The organism is Rhodococcus sp. 4CII (assembly GCF_014256275.1).
GTDB classification, from domain to species: domain Bacteria; phylum Actinomycetota; class Actinomycetes; order Mycobacteriales; family Mycobacteriaceae; genus Rhodococcus_F; species Rhodococcus_F wratislaviensis_A.
Genome location: NZ_JACCFE010000002.1, coordinates 2,604,063 through 2,624,627, shown reverse-complemented (window position 1 = coordinate 2,624,627; position 20,565 = coordinate 2,604,063). Strand labels below are relative to the sequence as shown.

The following is a 20,565-nucleotide window of genomic DNA, read 5'->3' as shown; positions in this document are numbered from 1 at the left end:
CGACCGTCCAGGTCAGAGCGTTCGAGGATGCCCACATGGTGGTTGCGGATGTATGAGGTGACGGGGTGACAGGGCGTCCGACTCAGAAGGGGAGTGGCCCACCGCTTCGGTAGTAGCCGTCCTGTCCGGGAAACCCGACGCGGACCCGCTCGCCGTCCATCACGATCTCGGGCAGAATCACGGGAATGTCCGGGGTGGCCTCGAGGACCTCAGCCACCGACCGGTACTTGCTCAGTTCGGTGAGCTGGCTCCAGGTGGGCGGCATCAGCATGCTTTCACCCGCGCACCATTGACCGATGGCAGCCGACGGCGTCTGCCAGACCACCTCGTCCGCCTCGGTGGTGGCTCCATCCGCGGACTGCCCCTCCGGTGCCACGGCAATGAAGAACCGGGTGTCGTATCTGCGTGGCTCTCCGACGGGAGTGATCCAATGTGCCCACGGGCGGAGCAGATCGGTCCGGACGACCAGGCCCTCGTCCTCGAGGAATCGACCGAAGGTGATGTGCCTGCTCTCGAGTGCCTGCCGCGCCTGGGTGAACCGTGTGGTATCCGCGACTACCGACTCCGTCGTCGGGCCTGCCAACAGCACGCCGCATTCCTCGAACGTCTCTCGGACAGCGGCAAGAACCAACGCCCGCGCTGTCTCGGGGTCGGTTCCGAGTCGACCGGCCCACCATGTGTCGGGTGGACCGGCCCAGGTGACCGTGGCCGCGGCGTCGGTGGCGTCGACTCCGCCACCCGGAAACACGGTCGCCCCGCCCGCGAAGGGCATGCCTTTCACCCGGCGCAATAGGAATACTTCGATCCCGGTGTCTCCGTCGCGCACCAGCATGACGGTGGCGGCGTCCTTGGTGGGTACCGCCTCGTACTGAAAAGTGGCCTGACTTATGGTCGACATCTTCGTTTCTCACTTCCCTTCTGGGGTGGTCGATTCCTCCGCGACAGCGTGGTCACTCGGTACTGAGGTGTTCGTCGGCCAAGGAGCGCAGGGACTCGCCGGAATCAGACCTCTGGGTAATCGTATCGCGGAGCTCGAACTTCTTGATCTTGCCGGAGGGGGTTTGCGGGAACCGATCGGTGACGTACCAGTGCACCGGCACCTTGTACCGCGCCAGGCGATCCCGGCAGAAGCTGGTCAGATCCTGTTCGGAAGGTTCGTTGGTTCCGTTCCGGAGCCGCAGCACAGCGGCGACTGTCTCTCCCCACTTCTGGTCCGGGACACCCAGCACGGCCACGTCGGCGATCTCCGGGCGGTCGAACAACACGTCTTCGACCTCACGGGGATAGACCTTCTCGCCACCCCGGATGATGATGTCCTTCATCCGGCCGGTGATCCGGATGTACCCCGCCTCGTCCATCGCGCCGAGGTCGCCCGAGTGCAGCCATCCGTCGTCGTCGAGCGCGGCGACGGTTTCCTCGGGTTGGCCGAAGTACCCGGTCATGACCTGGGGGCCTCGGAAACACACCTCGCCCGGCACGCCGACGGGAGCAGGTTCACCCGTGACCGTGTCGAGAATTCGAATTTCCGCGTGCGGCAGTGCCCGTCCCACGGTTTCGGCCTGCTCGCGGATGGTGTCGGTCGGCGCGGTCTCGGTGATCGGGCCGCAGGTTTCGGTCTGCCCGTAGGTGATGGTGAACCGGCACCCGAAGGTGTCCCTGACGCGCCGCACCAATTCCGCAGGCACGATCGAGCCACCCGAGACGACCAGCGACAGACTTGAAAGGTCACGGCGCGGCCGGTCGGGATGATCGAGCAGAGCGAGCAGCATGGTCGGTACGGTGAGGGTCACTGCGCCCTTGTAGGTCTCGATCAACTCCAGCACGTGCGCCGGGTCGAATGCCGGCGCGAGGACATAGGTACCACCGACGCTGAAGGTCCCCAACTCCATCGTTCCGCATCCGCCGATGTGGAACAACGGCATCGAGTTGATCGAGGTCCAGCCGTCCTCGAAACCCCCGCGTTGCGCAACGAACCGGGCGGAATTGACCATGCCCCGGTGGTGGATGAGTACACCCTTCGGATATCCGGTCGTTCCGGAGGTGAACTGGATCTGGGCGATGCCGCCCGGGTCCACCTCTGGCAGCTCGGTATCCGGGTGCGCGTCGCCGAGGAAGTTGTTCCAGTCGGTCAGGCAACACGAGAAGGTCATGTCCGGGATCGCCGCGAGTGCGGCCGCGACGGCGCTCGTCAGGTCGGTCCCGCGGTAGTCGTCCGCGTAGAAAATTCCCGACACTCGTGCCTGCCGCAGCGCGTACTCGAGCTCGTGGGCGGTGTAGGCGGGGTTGATTGTCACGAGCACGACTCCTGCCAGCGCGGCCCCGTGCTGCAACAGGACCCACTCGGCACAATTCGGCGCCCACAGAGCGATCCGGTCGCCCGGTCGAAACCGGGTCAGCAGAGCCCGGGCGACCCGCGCGGCCGTCGCGTGCAACTCGGCGTAGGTCCAGGACTGCGCCGGCCCGGCCGGCGGGGCGAACACGAACGCCGTCCGGTCCGGAACCTGCTGCGCGAGATCGGACATCATGCGGCCGACGGTCGTCTCCGCGAGGTCCGAATCGGTGCGAGCTGCCCAGTACGAGGAGCGCAGTGTATCGGTCGGGGTCATGGCAATCCGTTTCATCGGTGGACGGCAGAGGGGGTGGCGCGTTGGGGCGCCGAAGAACTCAGGGGGCGTAGCGTCGGCCGAGCAGTTCCCGCGCGACCACGAGCTTCGCGATCTGCGCGGTGCCGTCGGCGATCTCGAAACCCATGGTGTCGCGGAGTCGCTGCATCTGCGGGTTGTCTTCGGACCACGCGGCATGACCGAAGGTCAACAGCGACTGGTGGATCGTGTCGACACCGACGACCGGTGCCCACCACTTGACCATGTTCGCCTGAACCGCGTGATCGAGCCCCTGGTCCTTGCGCCACAGTGCCTCGTAGCACAGATGGCGGGCGCCGGCGAGATAGGTCGCCTGCTCGACCAGGGGAAAGGCGACACCTTGCCGGGTCCCGATCGGCGCCCCGAACGTGGTCCGTTCGCGGGCATACGCGAAAGCATCGGCCAGGGCGGCCTGGGCGGCGCCCAGTGCCATCAGCCCGATGACGGCACGGGAGTACTCGAAGCCCTGCATGACCGAAATGAACCCCTGGCCTTCCCCGCCGATGAGTTCGTCCGGTGTGACAACGACGCCGTCGAAGTACAACGAGCAGCGTCCCACCGCGCGGTTCGCCACATCGGCCAGGCGTGCGATGGACAGCCCCTCGCGATGGGAGTCGATGTAGAAGGCACTGATTCCCCGCGCCCCCTCACCACCGGTCCGCGCGAACACGACGACACGATCGCCCTCGTCGGCGAACGTGATGGAGGTCTTCTCCCCGTACAGCTTCCAGCCATCGCCCTCCCGCCGTGCCTCGAGGGTCAGGTGCGCCGCATCAGAGCCGTGGTCGGGCTCGGTGAGTGCGAGAGTGGGATACACCGACCCGTCCGCGATCGACGGCAGCCAGGTTTCCTGCTGCTGTCGGGTGCAGTTGTTCATCAGGATGTCGGACACCAGCGCAGTCGACAGAATCATGTAGGCGGCGTTGATGTTCGCGCGGGAGACCTCCTCGGCGGCCAGTCCCACGGTGACTGCGTCGGCGCCCTGTCCGCCGTACTCGTCGGAAATGCGGAGACCGAACAGTCCCGCGTCCGCCATGACCTTGCGGACCTCGCCGTTCATCTGGCCGTTCCGGTCATCTTCCTGGTAGTGCGGGGCGAGGTGCTTCGCCGCCAGTCTGCCGACTTCGGCGACGAACTGTTCCTGCTCGTCCGTCAATGAGAAATCCATGATGCTCCTGCCCGTTTCGATCGCTGTGACGGGCGCGACGCCCTGCTTTGAACTTAGACACTAGATACGACCGGGTCAATATTTTCGTCCGAAGTTTCGCGACGGCGGCTTCGCCGAGGAAATTTCACTCTGGCGGAACGTGTGATATCCGCTACACTTGGCCTACTTCGGACGCATACCAAGTCTTGGTCAGTCGAAATGTCTCATGTATTAGGTCGGTGCTGCCCGTCTTCCCTCGCATCGCCATCCCTCACCTGCCGCCTCGCCGCGGCCCACGAAGGAGTACCAATGAGTTTCGCGGATCCGCTCGACGAGCACACTGAAGTGGCACTTCCCGGAGCGTTGTCGCCGAATCCGGCGCCCCCGCTTCGGAAGGTCCTATCCGGTGGGATAGTCGGAACTGCCGTCGAGTACTACGATTTCGGACTCTACGGTTACATGGCCACAGTTTTGGCCGCCCTGTTCTTCCATTCTGACGACCCGGCGGTGGGACTTCTCAGCACACTCGCCAGTTTCGCCGTCGCCTTCTTCCTCCGGATTCCCGGCGGGATACTGTTCGGCCACATCGGGGACAGATACGGCCGAAAACGCGCACTGTCACTGACGATCCTGCTCATGTGCGCGGCAACGCTCGGAGTGGGCGTTCTTCCCACCTACGCGACTCTGGGAATCTGGGCAACAGTGTCCCTGGTGGCCCTTCGATGCCTTCAGGGGTTGGCGGCCGGCGGTGAACTGGGCGGCGCCACGGCCTACGTGGCCGAATCCGCCCCGCCGAGACACCGGGCCCGGTACACGTCGAGCGTGAACGTCGGATCGAATGTCGCCCTCCTCCTGGCCTCCCTCTCAGCGCTATTCGTCAACGCCGTCTTCACGTCCGAGCAGGTTCTGTCATGGGCATGGCGAATTCCGTTCATCCTCAGCCTGCCTCTCGCATTCGTCGGAATCTGGATCCGGTCGAGGTTGGATGACACACCCGAGTTCCGAAAGCTCGAGCGCAGTGGAGACACCTCGAAGGTCCCGGTAGCAGAATTGCTTCGCACCGATAGGGGGACCATCGTCCGGATCGCTTGCCTGATGGGAATGGTGTCGGGCGGTTTCTATGTGACCTTCACCTATGGCGCGATCTACTTGCAGACCGTCGGTGGTCACAACCCGCAACTGTCGTTCCTCTCCACCTGCATCGCGCTGCTCGTGGCGTCCGGGGTCATGCTCTTCTCCGGTGAACTGGCCGATCGAGTCGGCCGCCGTCCGGTGTACATCGGTGCGGCGGTCTCCGGAATCGTTCTCGCCGTTCCGTGCCTGAGTCTGATGTCGGGAAGCTCGTCGATCGCCGCAGTGGTCGCCCACAGCGTCCTCGGAATTCCGGTCGCGATGTCCGTCGGCCCCGCTTACGCGTCCTTCACCGAGATGCTCTCCGCCCGTATCCGGTACAGCGGCGTCGCGCTGGGGACCAATCTCTCCCAGACTCTTCTCGGCGGTACCGCACCGTTCGTCTGCGCGTGGCTGGTCTCGGCCACGGGAATGCCCCTGGCGCCGGCAGGCTACTTCATCGGATGCTCGGTTCTCGTCCTCCTCGGCGCACTCCGCCTGAAGGAAACGGCAGGCACCAAGCTCCCCGAGTAGGCGGCGCGGCGCGGAGCCGGGTACTAGTTGTGTCGCAGTCGGGCGAGCACCTCGTTCGCAACGACGAGATCCTCGTCGAGGGCGACCGACCGGACACGCACACCGCCGGAATCGGACTCAGAAGCCCCGCCGACGGTCACAACGGTTCCGTGGCCGAGTGCACGCATGGAATTCAGTACAACATCAGTGACGGCATTGTCGCCGGGAAGACAGTTGATGAGAATGTCGGCGTCACCGAGTGACGCTGCGAGTTCCGCCACCATTCGACAGGCGTCCTCGTTCGATGATAGATCCCCGGCTCCCGACAGCGCCCAAATACCCGACGCCGATTCGAACAGCCCTCTCGCCGCAATTTCACCTTGTTCGACAGCGCGGCCGATCAGACCGATGCGCTGCGCGCCGAGTTCGACGAGTCGATGCGCAATCAGCAAACCGGCTCCATGATCACCACCCACGATGAAGGTCGTGGCGTCATGCACGGGGCTCATGTCGTGGTCCGCACCGTCAGCGGAATCGAGACGTGGCTGTGGTCACCGGCGGTTCCGTCGCAACCGGCGCATTGGGGAACTATTCCCGCTGCCCGCGTGGCCAGCTGCTGCTTGGCTGCGCCATCACGCGATTCGGTCGAGGCGACCGATCCTGCGTACTCGTCCCGTGCCAGAAGGCCGGCGCCGTAGGCCCCTGCGATCTGTGGCTGCTCGAGCAGTTCGAGAGGGTGACGCAATGCCAATTCGATGTAATGCCTGGCTGCCGCATTCTGGGCGACACCGCCGGTCATGACGGTCGGCGTCGCCTTGCCGACCTGGGCGACCAAACCGAGGGTTCTCGCGGCAACAGCTTTGTGGACCGAGGCGGCGATATCAGACTTGGCTTGCCCCTGAGCCAGGAGGGAGATCACCTCCGTCTCGGCGAAGGTGGCGCACATGCTACTGACTTCCAGGCCGTCGGCACCCGCCAGCGCAAGACTGCCCACCTCCTCGACATCGACTTCCAGTGCGCGGGCGAGCACGTCGAAGAATCGCCCGGTCCCGCTCGCACACCGATCGTTCATGGCGAAGCGATCCACCAAACCGTCGGAGTCGACCGCAATGACTTTGCTGTCCTGCCCGCCGATATCGATGACCAATCGGACCCCCGGGTGCAGAGCTGCTGCTCCGCGCGCATGGCAGGTGATCTCGGTGAACGACCGGTCGGCGCCGGGAACGAGCTTGCGCCCGTATCCTGTGCTGATGGTTCGTCTGATGTCGTCCTGAGTGACATCTGCGGCCGTCAGCGCCCGGTTCATTGCGCGGGTCACCGCATCTCTACTGACGGCACCCATCTGGACAACACTCGAGCCGACCAGGCCACCGTCCTGGTCGACGACGGTGGCCTTGGCCGTCGTCGAGCCGAGGTCCACGCCCATCACGTACCAGTTCATCAGACCATCGTCTTCATCCGCTGCACGTCGATGGCCTCCAACATCGCCTCGAGGCGGCTGTCGAACAGCTCATCGTTGTAGAACGAAGCGTCCGCGACGTCGCCCTCGAAGACGAACGACTTGACCCCGCGTTCCCGTTCGGCTGCCTTGGCCAGCATCGACTGTGGATTCGTCATTGCTCGGCACGTGCGAGTCGAGTGGAATGCGATACCGTCGATGGAGTACTGGTCGAGGCGCTTGAGCAGCAATTCCTGAAGATTCTTGAGCCCATGGTTCAGTGGGCACAGCAGGTAGTGTTGGCCCATCCCGCGCAGCGGATTGTCGACATCGATGAGTTGCGGTTCCTGCCAGAAGGATTCATGCGTGTAGCGACCGGCGACCACAGCGACGTCGTACTCGGCGAACTTGCGGGTGAGGAATCCGAGTTTGTTCCAGTTCATTATGCCGTCGAAGTACACGCGGTACCGCTCATTTGCGACGGCGGAGACGCCGTCGACGATTCGCTGCTGGATCTCGGCTTTCACACCCGCGAAGTAGTCGACGAGTGCCTGATTACCGGGGAGGAAGTTGATGGGTGCGATGCTGGCGACCCAGTCCCAATAAGTTGCCGGCGTCGGAGCGAGCGTGCACAGTTCCATCGCGTCGAGGCGCAGTCGCGATGCCTTCTTGATGTAGGACATGCTCTCGCTCAGCGCATCCCAGTCGAACGGTCGCCCGGTTTGCTGCTCGAGGAATTTGACCAATTCCCGCAGCTGGCCTTCCACGTAGGTGCTGGCCTCGTTCCACTCTTCACCGCGCATGTATCCGGCGTCCGGCTTGTTGCCCCACAGCATCGGAATCGACACGTTGAAGATGGGGAGCTTTCGGTCGAAGACTCGATACGTCATCGCGTCCCATTGCTGACCGGTGCTGCAGCCTGCATATCCGTTGACGAAGAAATCTGGTGCGGGAAGTTTGGCTGCGAGTTCCTGTTGGTCGAGCATTCCTACGACGCCGCTTTCGCGTTCGTTGACGTTCTTCTGCGTCAAGACGGCACACCCGAGATGAGTTCGGGCATACGAGCAGAGCTCACCGATATAGCCGTACTCGGAACCAGCAGCCTGGGCCGGCTCCTCGAGGTGCTGTGCGGCGAGGCGGGCGGCGAACGCCTCACCGTGGCACCATTCGAGGCCCGCTGCCTGAAAGATGGGGTTGAGGGCGGAACCGTTGTACCAGACAACGTGCTTGCCACGCTCCTTGGCGGTGAAGATGTTGTCCCAGTAATCGGCGGTCATCTTTCCGCCGACTCGAGTGCTCGACAATCGGTTGGTCTTGTCTCGGGGCGTTGCGATCGACACTACGAACTCCTTCGAACGTGGGTTACGAATCAGGCAGGGACGGGTGCAGAATGACGGCGGATGCGCTCGATGAATGTCTCCATCTTGGTCCGCAACGTCTCCACCGGAATGCCCTCGTGTTCGGTCTCGATCAACAGCGATGGCACATCGTGCTCTTCGAGCGCCTTGCGTAACTCCGGGTAGTACAGCATGTGCGGCTCGCAGAATTTGGCCATCAGCACGACGACCCCGACCGAGCGGCTTTCCGCAAGCGAATTCAGTAGGTACGTATCCCAGTCAACCTTGCTGGTAACACGAGTAGGGCACGGTGCGTTGATGTTTCGCTGCATGTACCACGTCGACAGCGCCTTCAGTGGATCGTCACTTTCGGGGACATCGGTAGAAATGTATCGGTAGCCGGTGTACAGGTCGTCGTCCACGACGAGTCCGCCGGATTCCTCGATGACGTCGAGGATCTCAGGTTTGGGTGCGTGGCAGAAATGGCCCGAAAGATGCAGCCGCACCAGGTCATCCGGTGCCTGATCGCGCAACACGAGTCGATCGAGCAATGTCTCGAGGACGGACGTGTGCTCCTCGATATCCATGACCATGCTCGATTTGACGAGAAGTTGCATCTCGCCGGCAGTGATGCGTATCAGGCCTGATCGGCGCAAGTCGTAGAACCGGCGGAGCAGGCGACGGTTCGCATTGAACAGTCCGATGCTGCGTGCGAGGTCCTCGGCGGTCACGGCAGTGCCGACGACGGTTTCGATCTCGGTCTTCAGGTCGCCGATTCGACTGTCGACGCGCGGTTTGGTCCAGGCGTCATCCATCGCGCTGGTGAACTGCGCGAAATGCACCGGCTTTTCGGGCCGTACATAGCGGATGGCATCGACGGCGCCCAGAAGTTGTACGCAGTGGTCGGCAGCGACGAATCCGTCGAACACGTCGAGTTCGCCGAGGGCCGCCTGGTCGGCGACGCTCCTGGTGTATCCGCAGTAGAACTCGGCGAGCATGCTACGACCCTCGGTGATCGGTGTCTTGCTCTCTTGAACGATCACCGGCAAGGCGCCTGCAGCATGCACGATCTCCGACGGAAAGTTCATGGGGAACGAGCCGATGACGGGTCGTCGATGTGTGTCTTTCCAATTCTGTGCGTACGAAACCGGATCGTCGGCGGCAGTTCGCAGCGTGGCCAGCGAGGGTGCGTGGAGTTCGCTCACTGTTCTCCTTCAACTTCCTCAAGTGAAACGCACCGCAACGGCGCTGCCCGGAACTATACATTTCAGGACATGTGCTGTCGAGAAATGTAAAACTAGATAGGCGCAGAGGTGTGCCCGAACGTGTCGAGCCGGTGTTTCAGTCGAGGCGCGCTATCGACAGCCAGTGCGCGTGCGCTGCAGGTGCCCACTCGGTGCGGAAATCCTGGAGTCGTTTCACGACCCCGAGACCGGGCCAGTCGGGCAGGAGGACGTCCGGCAGGTGCGGGTCCATGTAGGGCGTCTGTCGGAGTGCATCCACCAACTCCAGGTGGGCGAACAGTGCGGCCTCGCCCGACAGGCCTTTCTTGTCTGCGAACCTGGTCAAGAGGTCGTCGTAGTCGTGGGCGATCTTCTCCAGATCCCACGAGCGGTGCACCAACTCGTCCTCCGAGATGCCGGCGGCTGCGGGCGACCCGATGAAGGAGACGGTGTTCGGCGACAGTCCGAGGGAATCGATCACCTTCGTGGCTTCGGCCAGTCGATCAACGTGCGGGGTGACCCACACGCCGGGACTGGGGTTGCCGAAACCGGCCCATCGGAACGCGGCATACAGCTTCTTCCGTACTGCCCGGTGCGACTCGGGAACAGGAGCGATGACGACGAGCCACCGGCCGTCCCATCGCCCGGCCTGGGACGCGTCCGGGAACACCCGCATCGTGCCTTCGATGAACAGCTGATGGCCCCGCTCGGTGAGGCTCCACTTCGTCTCGCGACCGTCTCGTTTGGCGGTGATCAGACCGGATGCACCTGCGCGAGCGATTGCCTGCCTACTGGCAGCCTCCCCGAAGCCCAGGCCGGTGAGGGCATAGAGCAGCGCCGCCGTCCGCACCGGTCGACGGTACGGAGCGACGAACTCGCCGAGAATCGAGATGAGTGCGGAACGCGCGCTGCCAACCGAGCTCGACCCACCCGCCGCCGGCTTCGACATTGATTCGGTCACGGACGACATGCTATCCGCGACCATTCGAACCACCGCTGCCGGAATCTGTTCAGGCCGGCGTCGGCACCGGTGTCGGCAACGCGGATGCGAGTCGGCGAAGGATGTCGGCCGCCTCGGACGCCATGCGAGGGACGAACTCGGCGATATCGATGACGTCGTTGATCGCGGACGCCACCTGTCCGGTCAGGACCAGGCCGTCGGTGACATCCCCGTCTGTCTGAGCGCGCTGCATCGATTCGATCTTCCACCGTGTGAGTTCGACGGTATCGAGGATTTCACCCGCCGACTCCTGGTGATTCGTGAGCCTCTTCGATGCCGCATTGCGCAGGCCTCGGCACGGTCCGTAGACACCGTCGAATGCGACGTCGTCTCCCTCCCCGGCGCCGAGAATCGCCTGGATATACGCCGGATGCCAGTCGGAGTTCGCGGTGCTGGCGATGAACCGGGTTCCCATCGCCACACCGTCCGCACCCATCGCCAGCGCCGATGCGAGTCCCCGGGCATCGCGGGCGCCGCCGGTGAGCAGAACCGGAACGTCGACAGCTTCGGTGACGCTGGGAATCAATACATACGAGTGAACGGCTTTGCTGGGTGCGTGGCCGCCCATCTCGAATCCCGCAGCTATGACGACGTCGACACCGGCGTCTGCGGCCTTGACGGCCTGCCTCGTGGACCCCACCTTGTGTTGGTGGATCATGCCGGCGTCTTTGATCGGCCCGATGTAGTCGCCGGGGAAGCCCGCCGAGGTGGTGAGTACGGTCAACTGGTCGGTCAGTGCCGAATCTGATCGCCGAGCCTCGAGCACCGTGCGGATGTAGACGTCGGTGAACGGCAGTACGACGCCGTTGCCGTCGACACCGACCGGAATGTTCACTGCGAACGGATTGCTGGTCAGGGACGCGCACTCCTCGATATGTTCGCGGAACGTGCGTGCGCCCGCCTCGAGGTCGGTAGGCATGCCGGGCATCGAGACCGTCCCCAACCCACCTGCGTTGGAGACAGCGGCCGCGAGTTTGGGAGTCCGGAACGGGCCGAGTCCTTCCTGGACGATCGGGTGGTCGATTCCGATCAGGCGGGTATACCGGTTGGTGAGGGGATGCATATGGGACTCCTGCCGAATGGGGTGTGCGTAGTTCTACAAAGTAGGTGCGTTAGCACCTCGATACGTCAACTGACGTCCGCGTGTTCGGAGGCCGACGCCAACTCGCCGGCGATGATTTGGTCGCGCAGCCGGAACTTCTGAATCTTGCCGCTGGGCGTCATCGGGAACTGGTCGGTGAAATACCAGAGTGAAGGCGCCTTGTGTGCCGAAATGCGTTCGCGACACCAGGCTTTGAGTGCAGAAGGGTCTGGCCGATCGTGGCCGTCGTGGAGTCGGATAACCGCCCCCACCTGCTCGCCCCACCGTTCGTCTGGCACGCCCACGACGATGACGTCGGCGATCGACGGGTGCTGGAACAGCAGCTCCTCGATCTCGCGAGGATACAGGTTCACGCCGCCGCGGATAATCACCTCGGTGAGGCGTCCGGTGACCTTGATGAAGCCACGGGTATCCATGGTGCCGAGATCTCCCATGTGCAGCCATCCCTCGGCGTCGATGGTCGCGGAGGTGGCATCGGGCATTTCGTAGTAGCCGAGCATGTTCTGGTAACCGCGGCAACAGATTTCACCCTGTTCGCCGATTGGCAGTGCTTCACTCGTCAGCGGGTCCGCGATTTTTACCTCGAGCTCGGGTAAGGGCTGACCGACGGTGGTGGCCTGATCGACCGGATCGTCCGTGACGCGCGTCTGGCTGATCACTCCGTGCATCTCGGTCTGTCCGAACAGGATGGTGAACCGGCAGTCGAGGCGGTCGATGACTCGGTGGATCAGGCTCTCGGGCACGATTGCGGCTCCGGACAGTACCGTGCGCAGGCTGGAAATGTCCCTCGTCTCCAGATCTGGGTGTTCAAGCAGTGCAATGAGCATCGTGGGGACCATCAGCGAGTGCGTGCCGTTGTAGGCTTCGATCATTTCCAGAGTCTGCGCGGCATCGAATGCAGGGAGTACGACGTAGGTGCCTCGCTTTGAGAAAGTCCCCAACTCGGTGACCGCGCCGCCGCCGATGTGGTACATCGGCATCGCATTGATGCACACGCCGCCCTCTTCCATGTCGGCGCGGTCGAATACGAAGTTGGCCTCGTTGATGATGCCCTTGTGGTGCAGTAGGGCACCCTTCGGGAAACCCGTTGTTCCCGAGGTGTATTGGATCTGCACGGGATCCCGAGGGTATACGTCGGGCAATTCCTTCATGCTGTCAGCGGCGTCGACGAACGACCGCCACGTGCTGGTGCTGACGATCGTATGCAGCCCGGGAAGATTGGGCCGGATCTCGTCGATGATCGATCGGAGGTCGACTCCTCTGTAGGAGTCGCGATAGAACAGCGCAACGGCGCCGGCCTGCTTCAGCACGTATTCGAGTTCATGGGCGCGGTAGGCGGGATTCGCCGCGACGACGACCATCCCTGCCATCGCGACGGCCTGCTGCAGGATGACCCAATCGGCACTGTTCGGAGCCCAGATGCCGATCCGATCTCCAGGCTCGCACTTGGTCAGCAGTGCCTTGGCAACCGACTCGACCTCGGCCAGCAGTTCGCTGTAGGTCCACGAGGTCCGCTCGCTGGGGTCCGGAACGGCGTCGACGAGGGCGATACGGTCGGGCACTGTGCTTGCAGCCTCGCGAAGCAACCCACCGAGGGTGATGTCGCGAACTCCTGTGCTGGGCGTCGACGGCCACAGTGACAATTCTGGGTGCATGGTGCGTAATCCTGTCTTCAGCGTTTGAGAGTTGAAGTGTCGTTTCGATACGCGGTACACGAGGCATCTCGAAACCTTGTTGCCTCTATCACACACTGAAGTAATACATCGAAAACCGAGATTCGTCCAGCATTGTCATATGACTGGAACGCCGAGCCGGGCACCGCTGTGGATACCTCCAGTGCCGGCGAGGATGGAACGTTTACCTCATCATCAATCGAAAACAACCAAGCCCGCCGAATTCCTGAAGCCCTTCCGGAGATGCGTTGTGCTGTGTCTATACTATACATAGATGTCCACATCACATCAATATCTGTCAATTAAGGTGCGGTAGCGCCGTCTCTGGAGGTAAGTGCATGTCCTCATCCACGCTGGTCCGACACTACGAAGACTCGGGAGTATTGATCGCCGGTGGTACGTCGGGTGTCGGCCTCGCGACGGCGCTCGGCTTTGTTGACGCGGGCGTACGCCGAATCGTGTTGCTCGGTCGGAACGAAGAGCGAGGGAAAGCCGCAGAGCGAACGGTCCAGGATCGGTGTTCGGATGTCGACGTAACCTTCATCGCAACTGATGCATCCGACATCGGTCAGGTGGAATCTTCGGTCGTCGCGGCTCACCGGGCGTTGGGATCGATCGACGTTCTTGTGAACTCCACAACCACGTCCTACCGGCCCGAGCTGCTGCACCGTACTCCAGTCGCCGACATCGCGGGCATCCTGATGGGGCAGGCCCTACCCCCGATGCTGATGACCCGGACAGTGTTGCCGTTGATGCAGCAACAGGGAGGGGGAAGCATCGTCAACATCGCGTCCGATGCAGCCAAGGTGCCGACGCCCGGTGAGAGTGCCCTCGGGGCCGCGATGGCCGCGATCGTGATGTTCACGCGGGTTACCGCGATCGAAGCCAAGCGCAATGGTGTGCGAGTGAACGCGGTGACTCCCTCGTTGATCGATGGCACACCAACAGCGGCCAATGTGCTCAGCGATGGTTTCAGCAAATCGCTTTTCGAGAAGGCGTCAGCTCAAGCTCATCTCGGGGTGGCTGTGCCCGAGGATCTCGCATCCCTCATCGTGTTTCTCGGCGGCCCCGATGCAGCTCGCCTGACCGGTCAGACGATCAGTGTCAACGGCGGCATCTCCGCCTTCTGACACACCATGAACCCCACCGTCGCCCACCTGCCGCGGGGAGCGATCGCGGCCAGGGGCGGTGGGGCGGTGGGGCGGTGATGGCGTAGCGTCAGGAAATTTGGGCCCGAACAAGCATGCCGTCGATGTCGACGATCTTGACCCGTGGGCGTCCCGCCTGCTTCCCCGCAGTCCGTTCGAACTGATCGATGGCTCGCCAGCCTTCGAAGTCGATCGATTCCGGTCTTCGTTCTCGCACGAGATCCAGCAACGATCGACTGCCGCTCGCTGGAGCTGTGAGTCGCCCGTTCGCGTGGTCGTCGAGAAGACTAGTCACCGTTTCGATCGAGCAGTGCTTGTTCGTGCCGATGACGCCGGAAGGGCCACGTTTGATCCACCCGGTCACGTACACACCCGTCCGAGTTTCTCCTGTATTCGGATCCACAACCTGACCGTTGTGGTTCGGAATGATTCCGCGGTCGATGTCGAATGGAAGGCCGGGCATCGGGCGGCCTCGGTAACCGACCGACCGTACGACGAGTCCGCATTCGAGCACATCTGTGGTCTTCGTGGGCCGGATGCCGGAGCGGTCGTTACCATCGGCGACCATCGCATTGCGTCGCAACCGTATTCCTCGCACGCGATCGTCGCCGAGGATCTCCACCGGTGATGCCAGATAGCGCAGCACTATCCTGCGTGGGGCGCTACCTGCGGGTCGTGACGCGAGCTCATCTGCAACGTGCGCCTTCAGCGTCGGCGGTGAACAGGCCGTCTGATCGGTGTCATTCTCGGCAGGGTCGACTTCCGTCGCGGGACAGTCGAGGGTCAGCTCGACCTCGGTTGTCAACCCGGCGAGCCCCAGCAACTCGGGTGTCGTGTAAGCGGCATGCGCCGGATCACGGCGACCTACTACGACGACCTCTCGGATGCCGCTGCCGGCCAGCGCCGACAGGGCGTGTCCGGCGATATCCGTACGTGCCAATTCCTTGACGTCGCGTGTGAGGAGCCGTGCGATATCCAGCGCCACATTCCCGTTGCCCAGTATCACCGCCCGCTCGGGGGACAGGTCGAAGGCATGGTCTGCGTGATCGGGATGGCCGTTGTACCACCCGACCAGATCGGTTGCCGACACACTGCCCGGCAGGTCTTCTCCGGGAAGGTCCAGTCGCTTGTCGGCGGGCGCACCTACCGCGTAGATCACCGCATGATGGTGGGCAAGGAGTTCGTTGTGGGTGAGGTGCGTGCCAATCTCTACCCCGAGGTGGAAGAACACTCCCGGTCGACTTGCCATGCGCTCGAATGTCCGTGTTGCGGACTTGGTGTGTTGATGGTCCGGTGCAACTCCGTAGCGAACCAGGCCCCACGGCGTGGGCAGACGGTCGAAGATGTGAACCTCGACGTCGAGACCCGGCGTGGTCGTCAACTCGTCCGCCGCGTAGCAGGCGCTCGGCCCGGACCCCACGATGGCCACACGCAGCGGGCCTACGGATGACCCGTTGTGGTCGGATCGCTCGCGCGCAACTCTTTCGCGCCTGTATTGCGTGCGTGTCGAGTCGTCGAAGAAGCGCGCGTTGAGGTCCGCGTACCGGATGGTCTCGGGTGTGAGGGCCGAGTCCGGGACGATCGCGTCCACCGGGCAGACGTCGACATCCGTGCATGCCCCGCAGTCGATGCAGGTCGCCGGGTCGATGTAGAGCATTTCGGCGCGTGTGTAGTCAGGCTCGTCAGGGGTGGGGTGGATGCAGTTGACGGGGCAGAGGCTGACACAGCTCGCATCGTTGCAGCACTGTTGGGTGATCACGTGTGGCATGGAGGGTCGATTCTGTCGATCGAGACGGGAATGTTCGTCATTCGCGGCTGCCCGGTGTATCGGTCGAACTTCTCGGAGAGGGACACGAGGCGGCTGGGGCTGCTGCCGACTGCCCATACTTCGTCGGCGTCACCAGTGGGTCCGTAGCCGAACGCCATCGACACCATTCCGGTTCGTAGTGCTGGATCTCTCATTGCCACAGCGATGATGGAAGAAAGGTCCGAGCTGATACGGACGAGCGCGCCGTCGGACACACCGATGTCGGTCATGTCGTCGGGGTGCAGGAACGCCGGGTTGTAGGGGACGCCGCGGTGGGTTCGATCGATGTTGCAGGAGGAGTTGTAGACGTGGAGGTGTCGTCGGCACAGGAGACGGTACGGCCGGTCCGACCGGGGTAGCTCGACGACTCCGGCATGTCCGGTCAATTGGGCGAGCATCAGGTCGTTGCCTATGTCGAGGCGATCGAGCACGTCGGGGTCACCTGGTTGCACCTGTAGGAGGCGGGTCGTCCGGGTCATTCCGTCGGGATGGGATTTGACCTCCGACAGGGGGATGGCGGAACCCTCGGTCAGGATGTCGATGAGTTCGTCGGTTGTCGAGACGCCGTCGATCGGCCGAGGGGGAGACGACGGGCATCCGAACGGCGATACCTCGATCGGATACCCGAGTCGTGTCATGAGCCCGTGAAAGAACCGCCACTCTTCGATGACATCGGAACCTTCGGGGCGCTCGACGACGGCAGGCGAATACTGTGCGTAGGCTTGCCCGATTCCATAGCCCGTTCCCCTCGCTGCGAGCGCATCGAGAAACACGGTCGTCGACGGCGCCTCCAACGGCATCGTCGGTGCGATCACGTAATCGGCCACACGGGCCGAAGCGGAATACCACGGATCGATCTGGACGAACAATTCCAGGGACTCGAGCGCCTCGACAGTCCGCCGTTGGTCGGGGAACGCTACGGCCGGATTACCTCCCCAGCTGATCAGGGCACGCACCTGCCCCTCACCCGGGGTGAGAATCTCCTCCGGCAGCGTTGCCGTCGGCATGCCCGCCCGGGTCTTACGCAATCCGCGGACCCGCACCCTGCCCGGCAACGCCCAGTCGGCATCCGGCGATGTGGCCTGGGCGACAGGAACATAGGACGGGAGCAACGTGGGTGAGGCCGACACGGTCTCGCCCGCGCGCAGCCAGCGTCCGCACAAGGTCTCGAGGGCGAGTACCAGGTACTCGACCAGCGTGCCCTCGCCCGCCATGTTCGGTCCGGTTCCCGCCATGGTGTAGCCACGTTTCGCGCTGGCGTAGCAGCGGGCAGCGGCGACGAGGTCCGCGCCGGATATCCCCGCCCGCCGCGCCACCTCGTAAGGATCGAACCGGTGCACCGCGGCGGTCAACTCCGGAAGGCCGCGCACGTGCCGGGCGACGAAGTCCCGGTCGAACAGGCCCTCGTCGATGACGATCCTGATCATGGCCGCGAGAATTGGGATGTCGTGCCCGGGTGCCGCCTGCAGGTACCAATCGGCGTGTCGTGCCACATCGGTCCGGCGCGGATCGACGACGATGAGTTTGCACCCCCGGGCAAGGGTGTCCAGGAGCCAACGTTTGGGCGAGCCTGCTGGAAAGCCCGTGCAGGTAACCACCGGGTTGATCCCGATCAGCAGGATGGCCTCCGGTGCGTCGAATCCTTGGGACGGGGCGGACCAGTACCCGAGGAGGGACTGCGCGACCTGTTTCCCGCCTTTGTCGATGGTGTTCGGGTCGAACCTCATGTCGGAGCCGAGGGCATCGAACAGGGCGTTGTGGACGGGTGCTGCAGTCGGCGCGGTGGTGATGTGCGCCATGGTCCCTGCGTAGCTGGCGATCGCGCGAGGTTCATACCGATCGCGTATGTCCGCAAGTTTGGCGGCGATCTCGTCCATGGCCTGCTCGACGGGGACACGCAAATGGCCGTCCGGTGTCCGCACCAGCGAGTGCACGAGACGATCGGCGTGCCGGAGGTATTCGTGCTGTGATCGTCCTTTGACGCAGGTGTATCCGCCGTACACCTGATTGCGACTGTTCCCGTGGATCGCGGTCGCGACTCCCTGGTCAACGTCGACACGTATCGAACAGTGGTTGATGCAGATCCGGCAGAACGAATTACGCGTGTGCTTCATTGATCTCCGTACATCGTGGACATGGCTCGATCGTCAGGTGGTTGGTGCAGCTACGGTCTGTTCAGCAGGTGGGCGGCAGGGTTATGACGCCGGTACGGCCGGCATGTGTAGCTCGATCGAACCGGTGCAGTCTCCGCACGAGTGGGCAGCGGGCGGGCCGGTGGGGGAGAGCTCGACGTCCGGGGGCGAAGCCACGGTGCCGCACGTTTCGAGCGCGAGGAGAGCTGCACCGTAGGCGCCGGTGATCTGCGGGTCCGGCGGGACATCCATCTGCACCCCCAGTGCCGAGCTCAAGAAATGGACCGCCGCGGCATTCTTCGCCACCCCACCGGTCATGACCACCGGCGTCTTCTTGCCCACCTGAGCAATCAAACCGAGCGTCCGGGCGGAAACGGCCCGGTGAACGGAGGCGGCTACGTCCGTCCGCTCGCACCCGCTCGCGAGCAGCGACACGATCTCGGTTTCGGCGAAGGTCGCGCACATGCTGCTGACCTCCAGGTTCTTGTCACCCGACATGGCGAGATCGGCCAGTTCCTCGACCTCGCACTCGATGGCCCTCGCGAGTACCTCGAAGAATCGCCCCGTGCCGCTGGCACATCGGTCGTTCATTGCGAAGTCCTCGACGAGTCCCTCTTCGTCCACAGCGATGACCTTGCTGTCCTGCCCACCGATGTCGACGATCAAGCGGACACCGGGGCACAGTGCTGCGACGCCGCGCGCATGACAGGTGATCTCGGTGAACGTCCGCCCGATGCCAGGGACAAGTCGGCGACCGTAGCCGGTGCTGATGGTGGCCGTGATCTGCGACGGCGCCACCGAGGCCCGGCCGAGGGCGTCGTCGATTGCCTGCCGCATTCCAGCTCGGCTCACGGCGCCCATCTGAATGGCGCTCGCGCCCAGAAATACTGCGGACCCGTCGAGGATGACGGCTTTGGCGGACGTCGATCCGAGGTCGACTCCCATGAAGTATTCCGTCACGTCGATCAGACCCGGCTTCGGCGAACGTCGATGCCCTCGAGCATGGCTGCCAGACGGCTTTCGAGGATCTCGTCCTTGTAGAAGGATGCGTCGGCGACGTCACCTTCGAAGAACATCGAAGGGATTCCGAGTTCCTTCTGCGCCGACTTCGCGAGTAGGTGCTGGGGGTTGGTGAATGCTCGGCAGGTACGCGAGGCGTGGAAGACGATTCCGTCGATTCCGTAGTCGACACAATCGCGGTTGGTGAGGTGCTTGAGCGTCTTGACGCCGTGGTTCGTCGGGCACAGCAAATAGTGCTGCGCCATACCGAGAATGGGATCTTCCGTGTCGATCAGGTGCGGTTCCTGCCAGAACGCATTGTGCGTGTATCTTCCGCAGACCACGGCGACGTCGGCGTCGGCGAATTTGCGCGAGAGCCAGCCGAGCTTGTTCCAGTTCATGATGCCGTCGAAGTAGAGGCGGTAGCGCTCGTTGCGGACGCCGGGGATGGCGTGGTCGAGACGGTACTGCACTTCGGTTTTGACGTCGGCGAAGTACTGGACCAGTTCCGGTCCGGCGGGCATGAAGTTGATGTGCGCGATGCTGGCGATCCAGTCCCAGTAGGTGGCAGGTGTCGGGGCGGCACGGCACAGCGCCATCGCCTCGCGACGTAGTTCCGAGGCGCGTTTGATGTAGGACATGTTCTGCCGTAGCGCATCCCAGTCGAACGGCCGGCCCGTCATGGTCTCCAGGAAGGCGATCAGCTTGTGCAGTTGATCGGCCACATAACGTGATGCCTGCTCCCACTCCTCGCCGCGAAGGTAGCCTGCGTCGGGTTTGTTGCTGGGCAGGAAGGGGAGGGAGACGTTGAAGATCGGTACCTGTTTTCCGAAGACGCGGTACGAAATCTCGTCCCACTGCTGGCCGGTGCTGCAGCCGGCGTACGCGTTGACGAAGAAGTCCGGTGCAGGCAGGCGGGAGGCGAGTTGCTGTTGGTCGACGAGTCCGACGATGCCGTTCTCATCCTCGGACTTGGCCTGCTTGGTGAGTACGGCGCAGCCGAGATGTGTTCTTGCATATGAACACAACTCGCCGATGTACCCGTATTCCTCGCCGGCGAGCTGAGCCGGCTTCTCGAGTTGTTGTGCGGCCAGGCGTGCCGAGAACGCCTCACCGTGGCACCACTCGAGGCCGGCGGCCTGGAAGATTGGGTTCACGGCCGAGCCGTTGTACCAGACCACCTGCTTGCCGCGTTCCTTCGCCGTGAACAGGTTCTCCCAGTAGTCGCCCACCATGTTGGTGGCGGTCGGGATGACGATCTTGTTGGAATTGCCGAGCGTGGGGGCTGACACAG

General features: G+C 63.3%; 16 protein-coding genes. 2 read left to right on the top strand and 14 right to left on the bottom strand.

Annotated elements, in window-relative coordinates; all coding sequences use genetic code 11:
- Positions 1 to 82: 82 nt before the first annotated feature.
- Genes H0B43_RS12695 through H0B43_RS12685 form a run of 3 tightly spaced genes read right to left on the bottom strand, consistent with a single transcriptional unit; the run spans position 83 to position 3,810 of the window.
- Positions 83 to 898 carry an NUDIX domain-containing protein gene (locus H0B43_RS12695; RefSeq protein WP_185727569.1) on the bottom strand — a complete coding sequence of 272 codons (816 nt, stop codon included), beginning with the start codon at positions 896 to 898 and terminating at the stop codon, positions 83 to 85.
- Positions 899 to 950: 52 nt separating this feature from the next.
- Positions 951 to 2,606, bottom strand: coding sequence for an AMP-binding protein (locus tag H0B43_RS12690; RefSeq protein ID WP_185727570.1), 1,656 nt, complete (start codon positions 2,604 to 2,606; stop codon positions 951 to 953).
- Positions 2,607 to 2,664: 58 nt separating this feature from the next.
- Positions 2,665 to 3,810 (bottom strand): acyl-CoA dehydrogenase family protein, encoded by a 1,146-nt coding sequence (locus H0B43_RS12685; RefSeq protein ID WP_185727571.1) that lies wholly within the window; start codon positions 3,808 to 3,810, stop codon positions 2,665 to 2,667.
- 288 nt (positions 3,811 to 4,098) lie between these two features.
- Here H0B43_RS12685 and H0B43_RS12680 point away from each other — a divergent pair, with 288 nt between their 5' ends.
- Positions 4,099 to 5,433 carry an MFS transporter gene (locus H0B43_RS12680; RefSeq protein WP_185727572.1) on the top strand — a complete coding sequence of 445 codons (1,335 nt, stop codon included), beginning with the start codon at positions 4,099 to 4,101 and terminating at the stop codon, positions 5,431 to 5,433.
- 23 nt (positions 5,434 to 5,456) lie between these two features.
- Here the strand turns inward: H0B43_RS12680 and H0B43_RS12675 are convergent, their stop codons facing one another.
- The 7 genes from H0B43_RS12675 to H0B43_RS12645 form a co-directional block, all read right to left on the bottom strand.
- Positions 5,457 to 5,921, bottom strand: a complete 465-nt coding sequence (locus tag H0B43_RS12675; RefSeq protein ID WP_185727573.1) for an SDR family NAD(P)-dependent oxidoreductase — start codon at positions 5,919 to 5,921, stop codon at positions 5,457 to 5,459.
- Complete coding sequence (locus H0B43_RS12670; RefSeq protein ID WP_185727574.1) at positions 5,918 to 6,853, bottom strand: acyl-CoA dehydratase activase; 936 nt, start codon at positions 6,851 to 6,853, stop codon at positions 5,918 to 5,920. The genes H0B43_RS12675 and H0B43_RS12670 overlap by 4 nt, the downstream gene beginning before the upstream one ends.
- Positions 6,853 to 8,190, bottom strand: coding sequence for a 2-hydroxyacyl-CoA dehydratase family protein (locus H0B43_RS12665; protein ID WP_312033792.1), 1,338 nt, complete (start codon positions 8,188 to 8,190; stop codon positions 6,853 to 6,855). The genes H0B43_RS12670 and H0B43_RS12665 overlap by 1 nt, the downstream gene beginning before the upstream one ends.
- A 29-nt stretch (positions 8,191 to 8,219) precedes the next feature.
- The gene (locus tag H0B43_RS12660) at positions 8,220 to 9,392 is read right to left on the bottom strand and encodes a 2-hydroxyacyl-CoA dehydratase subunit D (RefSeq protein ID WP_185727575.1); all 1,173 of its coding nucleotides are present in this window, start codon (positions 9,390 to 9,392) and stop codon (positions 8,220 to 8,222) included.
- Positions 9,393 to 9,528: 136 nt separating this feature from the next.
- On the bottom strand, positions 9,529 to 10,380 hold the full coding sequence (locus tag H0B43_RS12655; RefSeq protein ID WP_252189810.1) for a PaaX family transcriptional regulator C-terminal domain-containing protein: 852 nt from the start codon (positions 10,378 to 10,380) through the stop codon (positions 9,529 to 9,531).
- 40 nt (positions 10,381 to 10,420) lie between these two features.
- Complete coding sequence (locus tag H0B43_RS12650; RefSeq protein WP_185727576.1) at positions 10,421 to 11,473, bottom strand: nitronate monooxygenase family protein; 1,053 nt, start codon at positions 11,471 to 11,473, stop codon at positions 10,421 to 10,423.
- A gap of 65 nt (positions 11,474 to 11,538) precedes the next feature.
- Positions 11,539 to 13,167 (bottom strand): AMP-binding protein, encoded by a 1,629-nt coding sequence (locus H0B43_RS12645; protein ID WP_185729993.1) that lies wholly within the window; start codon positions 13,165 to 13,167, stop codon positions 11,539 to 11,541.
- Between the two features lie 356 nt (positions 13,168 to 13,523).
- Between H0B43_RS12645 and H0B43_RS12640 the strand changes: the two genes are divergently transcribed.
- A complete protein-coding gene (locus tag H0B43_RS12640) occupies positions 13,524 to 14,315 on the top strand; it encodes an SDR family NAD(P)-dependent oxidoreductase (RefSeq protein WP_185727577.1) in 792 nt (263 codons plus the stop codon).
- An 88-nt stretch (positions 14,316 to 14,403) separates the two neighbouring features.
- On the opposite strand, the gene H0B43_RS12635 is transcribed toward H0B43_RS12640, so the two are convergent.
- From H0B43_RS12635 to H0B43_RS12620, 4 genes are all read right to left on the bottom strand, one after another.
- Positions 14,404 to 16,101 (bottom strand): ferredoxin, encoded by a 1,698-nt coding sequence (locus H0B43_RS12635; protein ID WP_252189811.1) that lies wholly within the window; start codon positions 16,099 to 16,101, stop codon positions 14,404 to 14,406.
- Positions 16,089 to 18,254: a molybdopterin-dependent oxidoreductase gene (locus H0B43_RS12630; protein ID WP_185727578.1), complete on the bottom strand. Its 2,166-nt coding sequence runs from the start codon at positions 18,252 to 18,254 to the stop codon at positions 16,089 to 16,091. The genes H0B43_RS12635 and H0B43_RS12630 overlap by 13 nt, the downstream gene beginning before the upstream one ends.
- An 81-nt stretch (positions 18,255 to 18,335) precedes the next feature.
- Positions 18,336 to 19,217 (bottom strand): acyl-CoA dehydratase activase, encoded by an 882-nt coding sequence (locus H0B43_RS12625; RefSeq protein ID WP_185727579.1) that lies wholly within the window; start codon positions 19,215 to 19,217, stop codon positions 18,336 to 18,338.
- Positions 19,218 to 19,237: 20 nt separating this feature from the next.
- Positions 19,238 to 20,563 (bottom strand): 2-hydroxyacyl-CoA dehydratase subunit D, encoded by a 1,326-nt coding sequence (locus H0B43_RS12620; protein ID WP_185727580.1) that lies wholly within the window; start codon positions 20,561 to 20,563, stop codon positions 19,238 to 19,240.
- Positions 20,564 to 20,565 lie beyond the last annotated feature (2 nt).

Coding starts and splice junctions, on each gene's coding strand:
- H0B43_RS12645 (WP_185729993.1), bottom strand. CDS start 13,167: ATGCACCCAGAATTGTCACTGTGGCCGTCGACGCCCAGCACAGGAGTT.
- H0B43_RS12650 (WP_185727576.1), bottom strand. CDS start 11,473: ATGCATCCCCTCACCAACCGGTATACCCGCCTGATCGGAATCGACCAC.
- H0B43_RS12670 (WP_185727574.1), bottom strand. CDS start 6,853: ATGAACTGGTACGTGATGGGCGTGGACCTCGGCTCGACGACGGCCAAG.
- H0B43_RS12635 (WP_252189811.1), bottom strand. CDS start 16,101: ATGCCACACGTGATCACCCAACAGTGCTGCAACGATGCGAGCTGTGTC.
- H0B43_RS12675 (WP_185727573.1), bottom strand. CDS start 5,921: ATGAGCCCCGTGCATGACGCCACGACCTTCATCGTGGGTGGTGATCAT.
- H0B43_RS12685 (WP_185727571.1), bottom strand. CDS start 3,810: ATGGATTTCTCATTGACGGACGAGCAGGAACAGTTCGTCGCCGAAGTC.
- H0B43_RS12655 (WP_252189810.1), bottom strand. CDS start 10,380: ATGTCGTCCGTGACCGAATCAATGTCGAAGCCGGCGGCGGGTGGGTCG.
- H0B43_RS12690 (WP_185727570.1), bottom strand. CDS start 2,606: ATGACCCCGACCGATACACTGCGCTCCTCGTACTGGGCAGCTCGCACC.
- H0B43_RS12630 (WP_185727578.1), bottom strand. CDS start 18,254: ATGAAGCACACGCGTAATTCGTTCTGCCGGATCTGCATCAACCACTGT.
- H0B43_RS12640 (WP_185727577.1), top strand. CDS start 13,524: ATGTCCTCATCCACGCTGGTCCGACACTACGAAGACTCGGGAGTATTG.
- H0B43_RS12695 (WP_185727569.1), bottom strand. CDS start 898: ATGTCGACCATAAGTCAGGCCACTTTTCAGTACGAGGCGGTACCCACC.
- H0B43_RS12680 (WP_185727572.1), top strand. CDS start 4,099: ATGAGTTTCGCGGATCCGCTCGACGAGCACACTGAAGTGGCACTTCCC.
- H0B43_RS12625 (WP_185727579.1), bottom strand. CDS start 19,217: ATGGGAGTCGACCTCGGATCGACGTCCGCCAAAGCCGTCATCCTCGAC.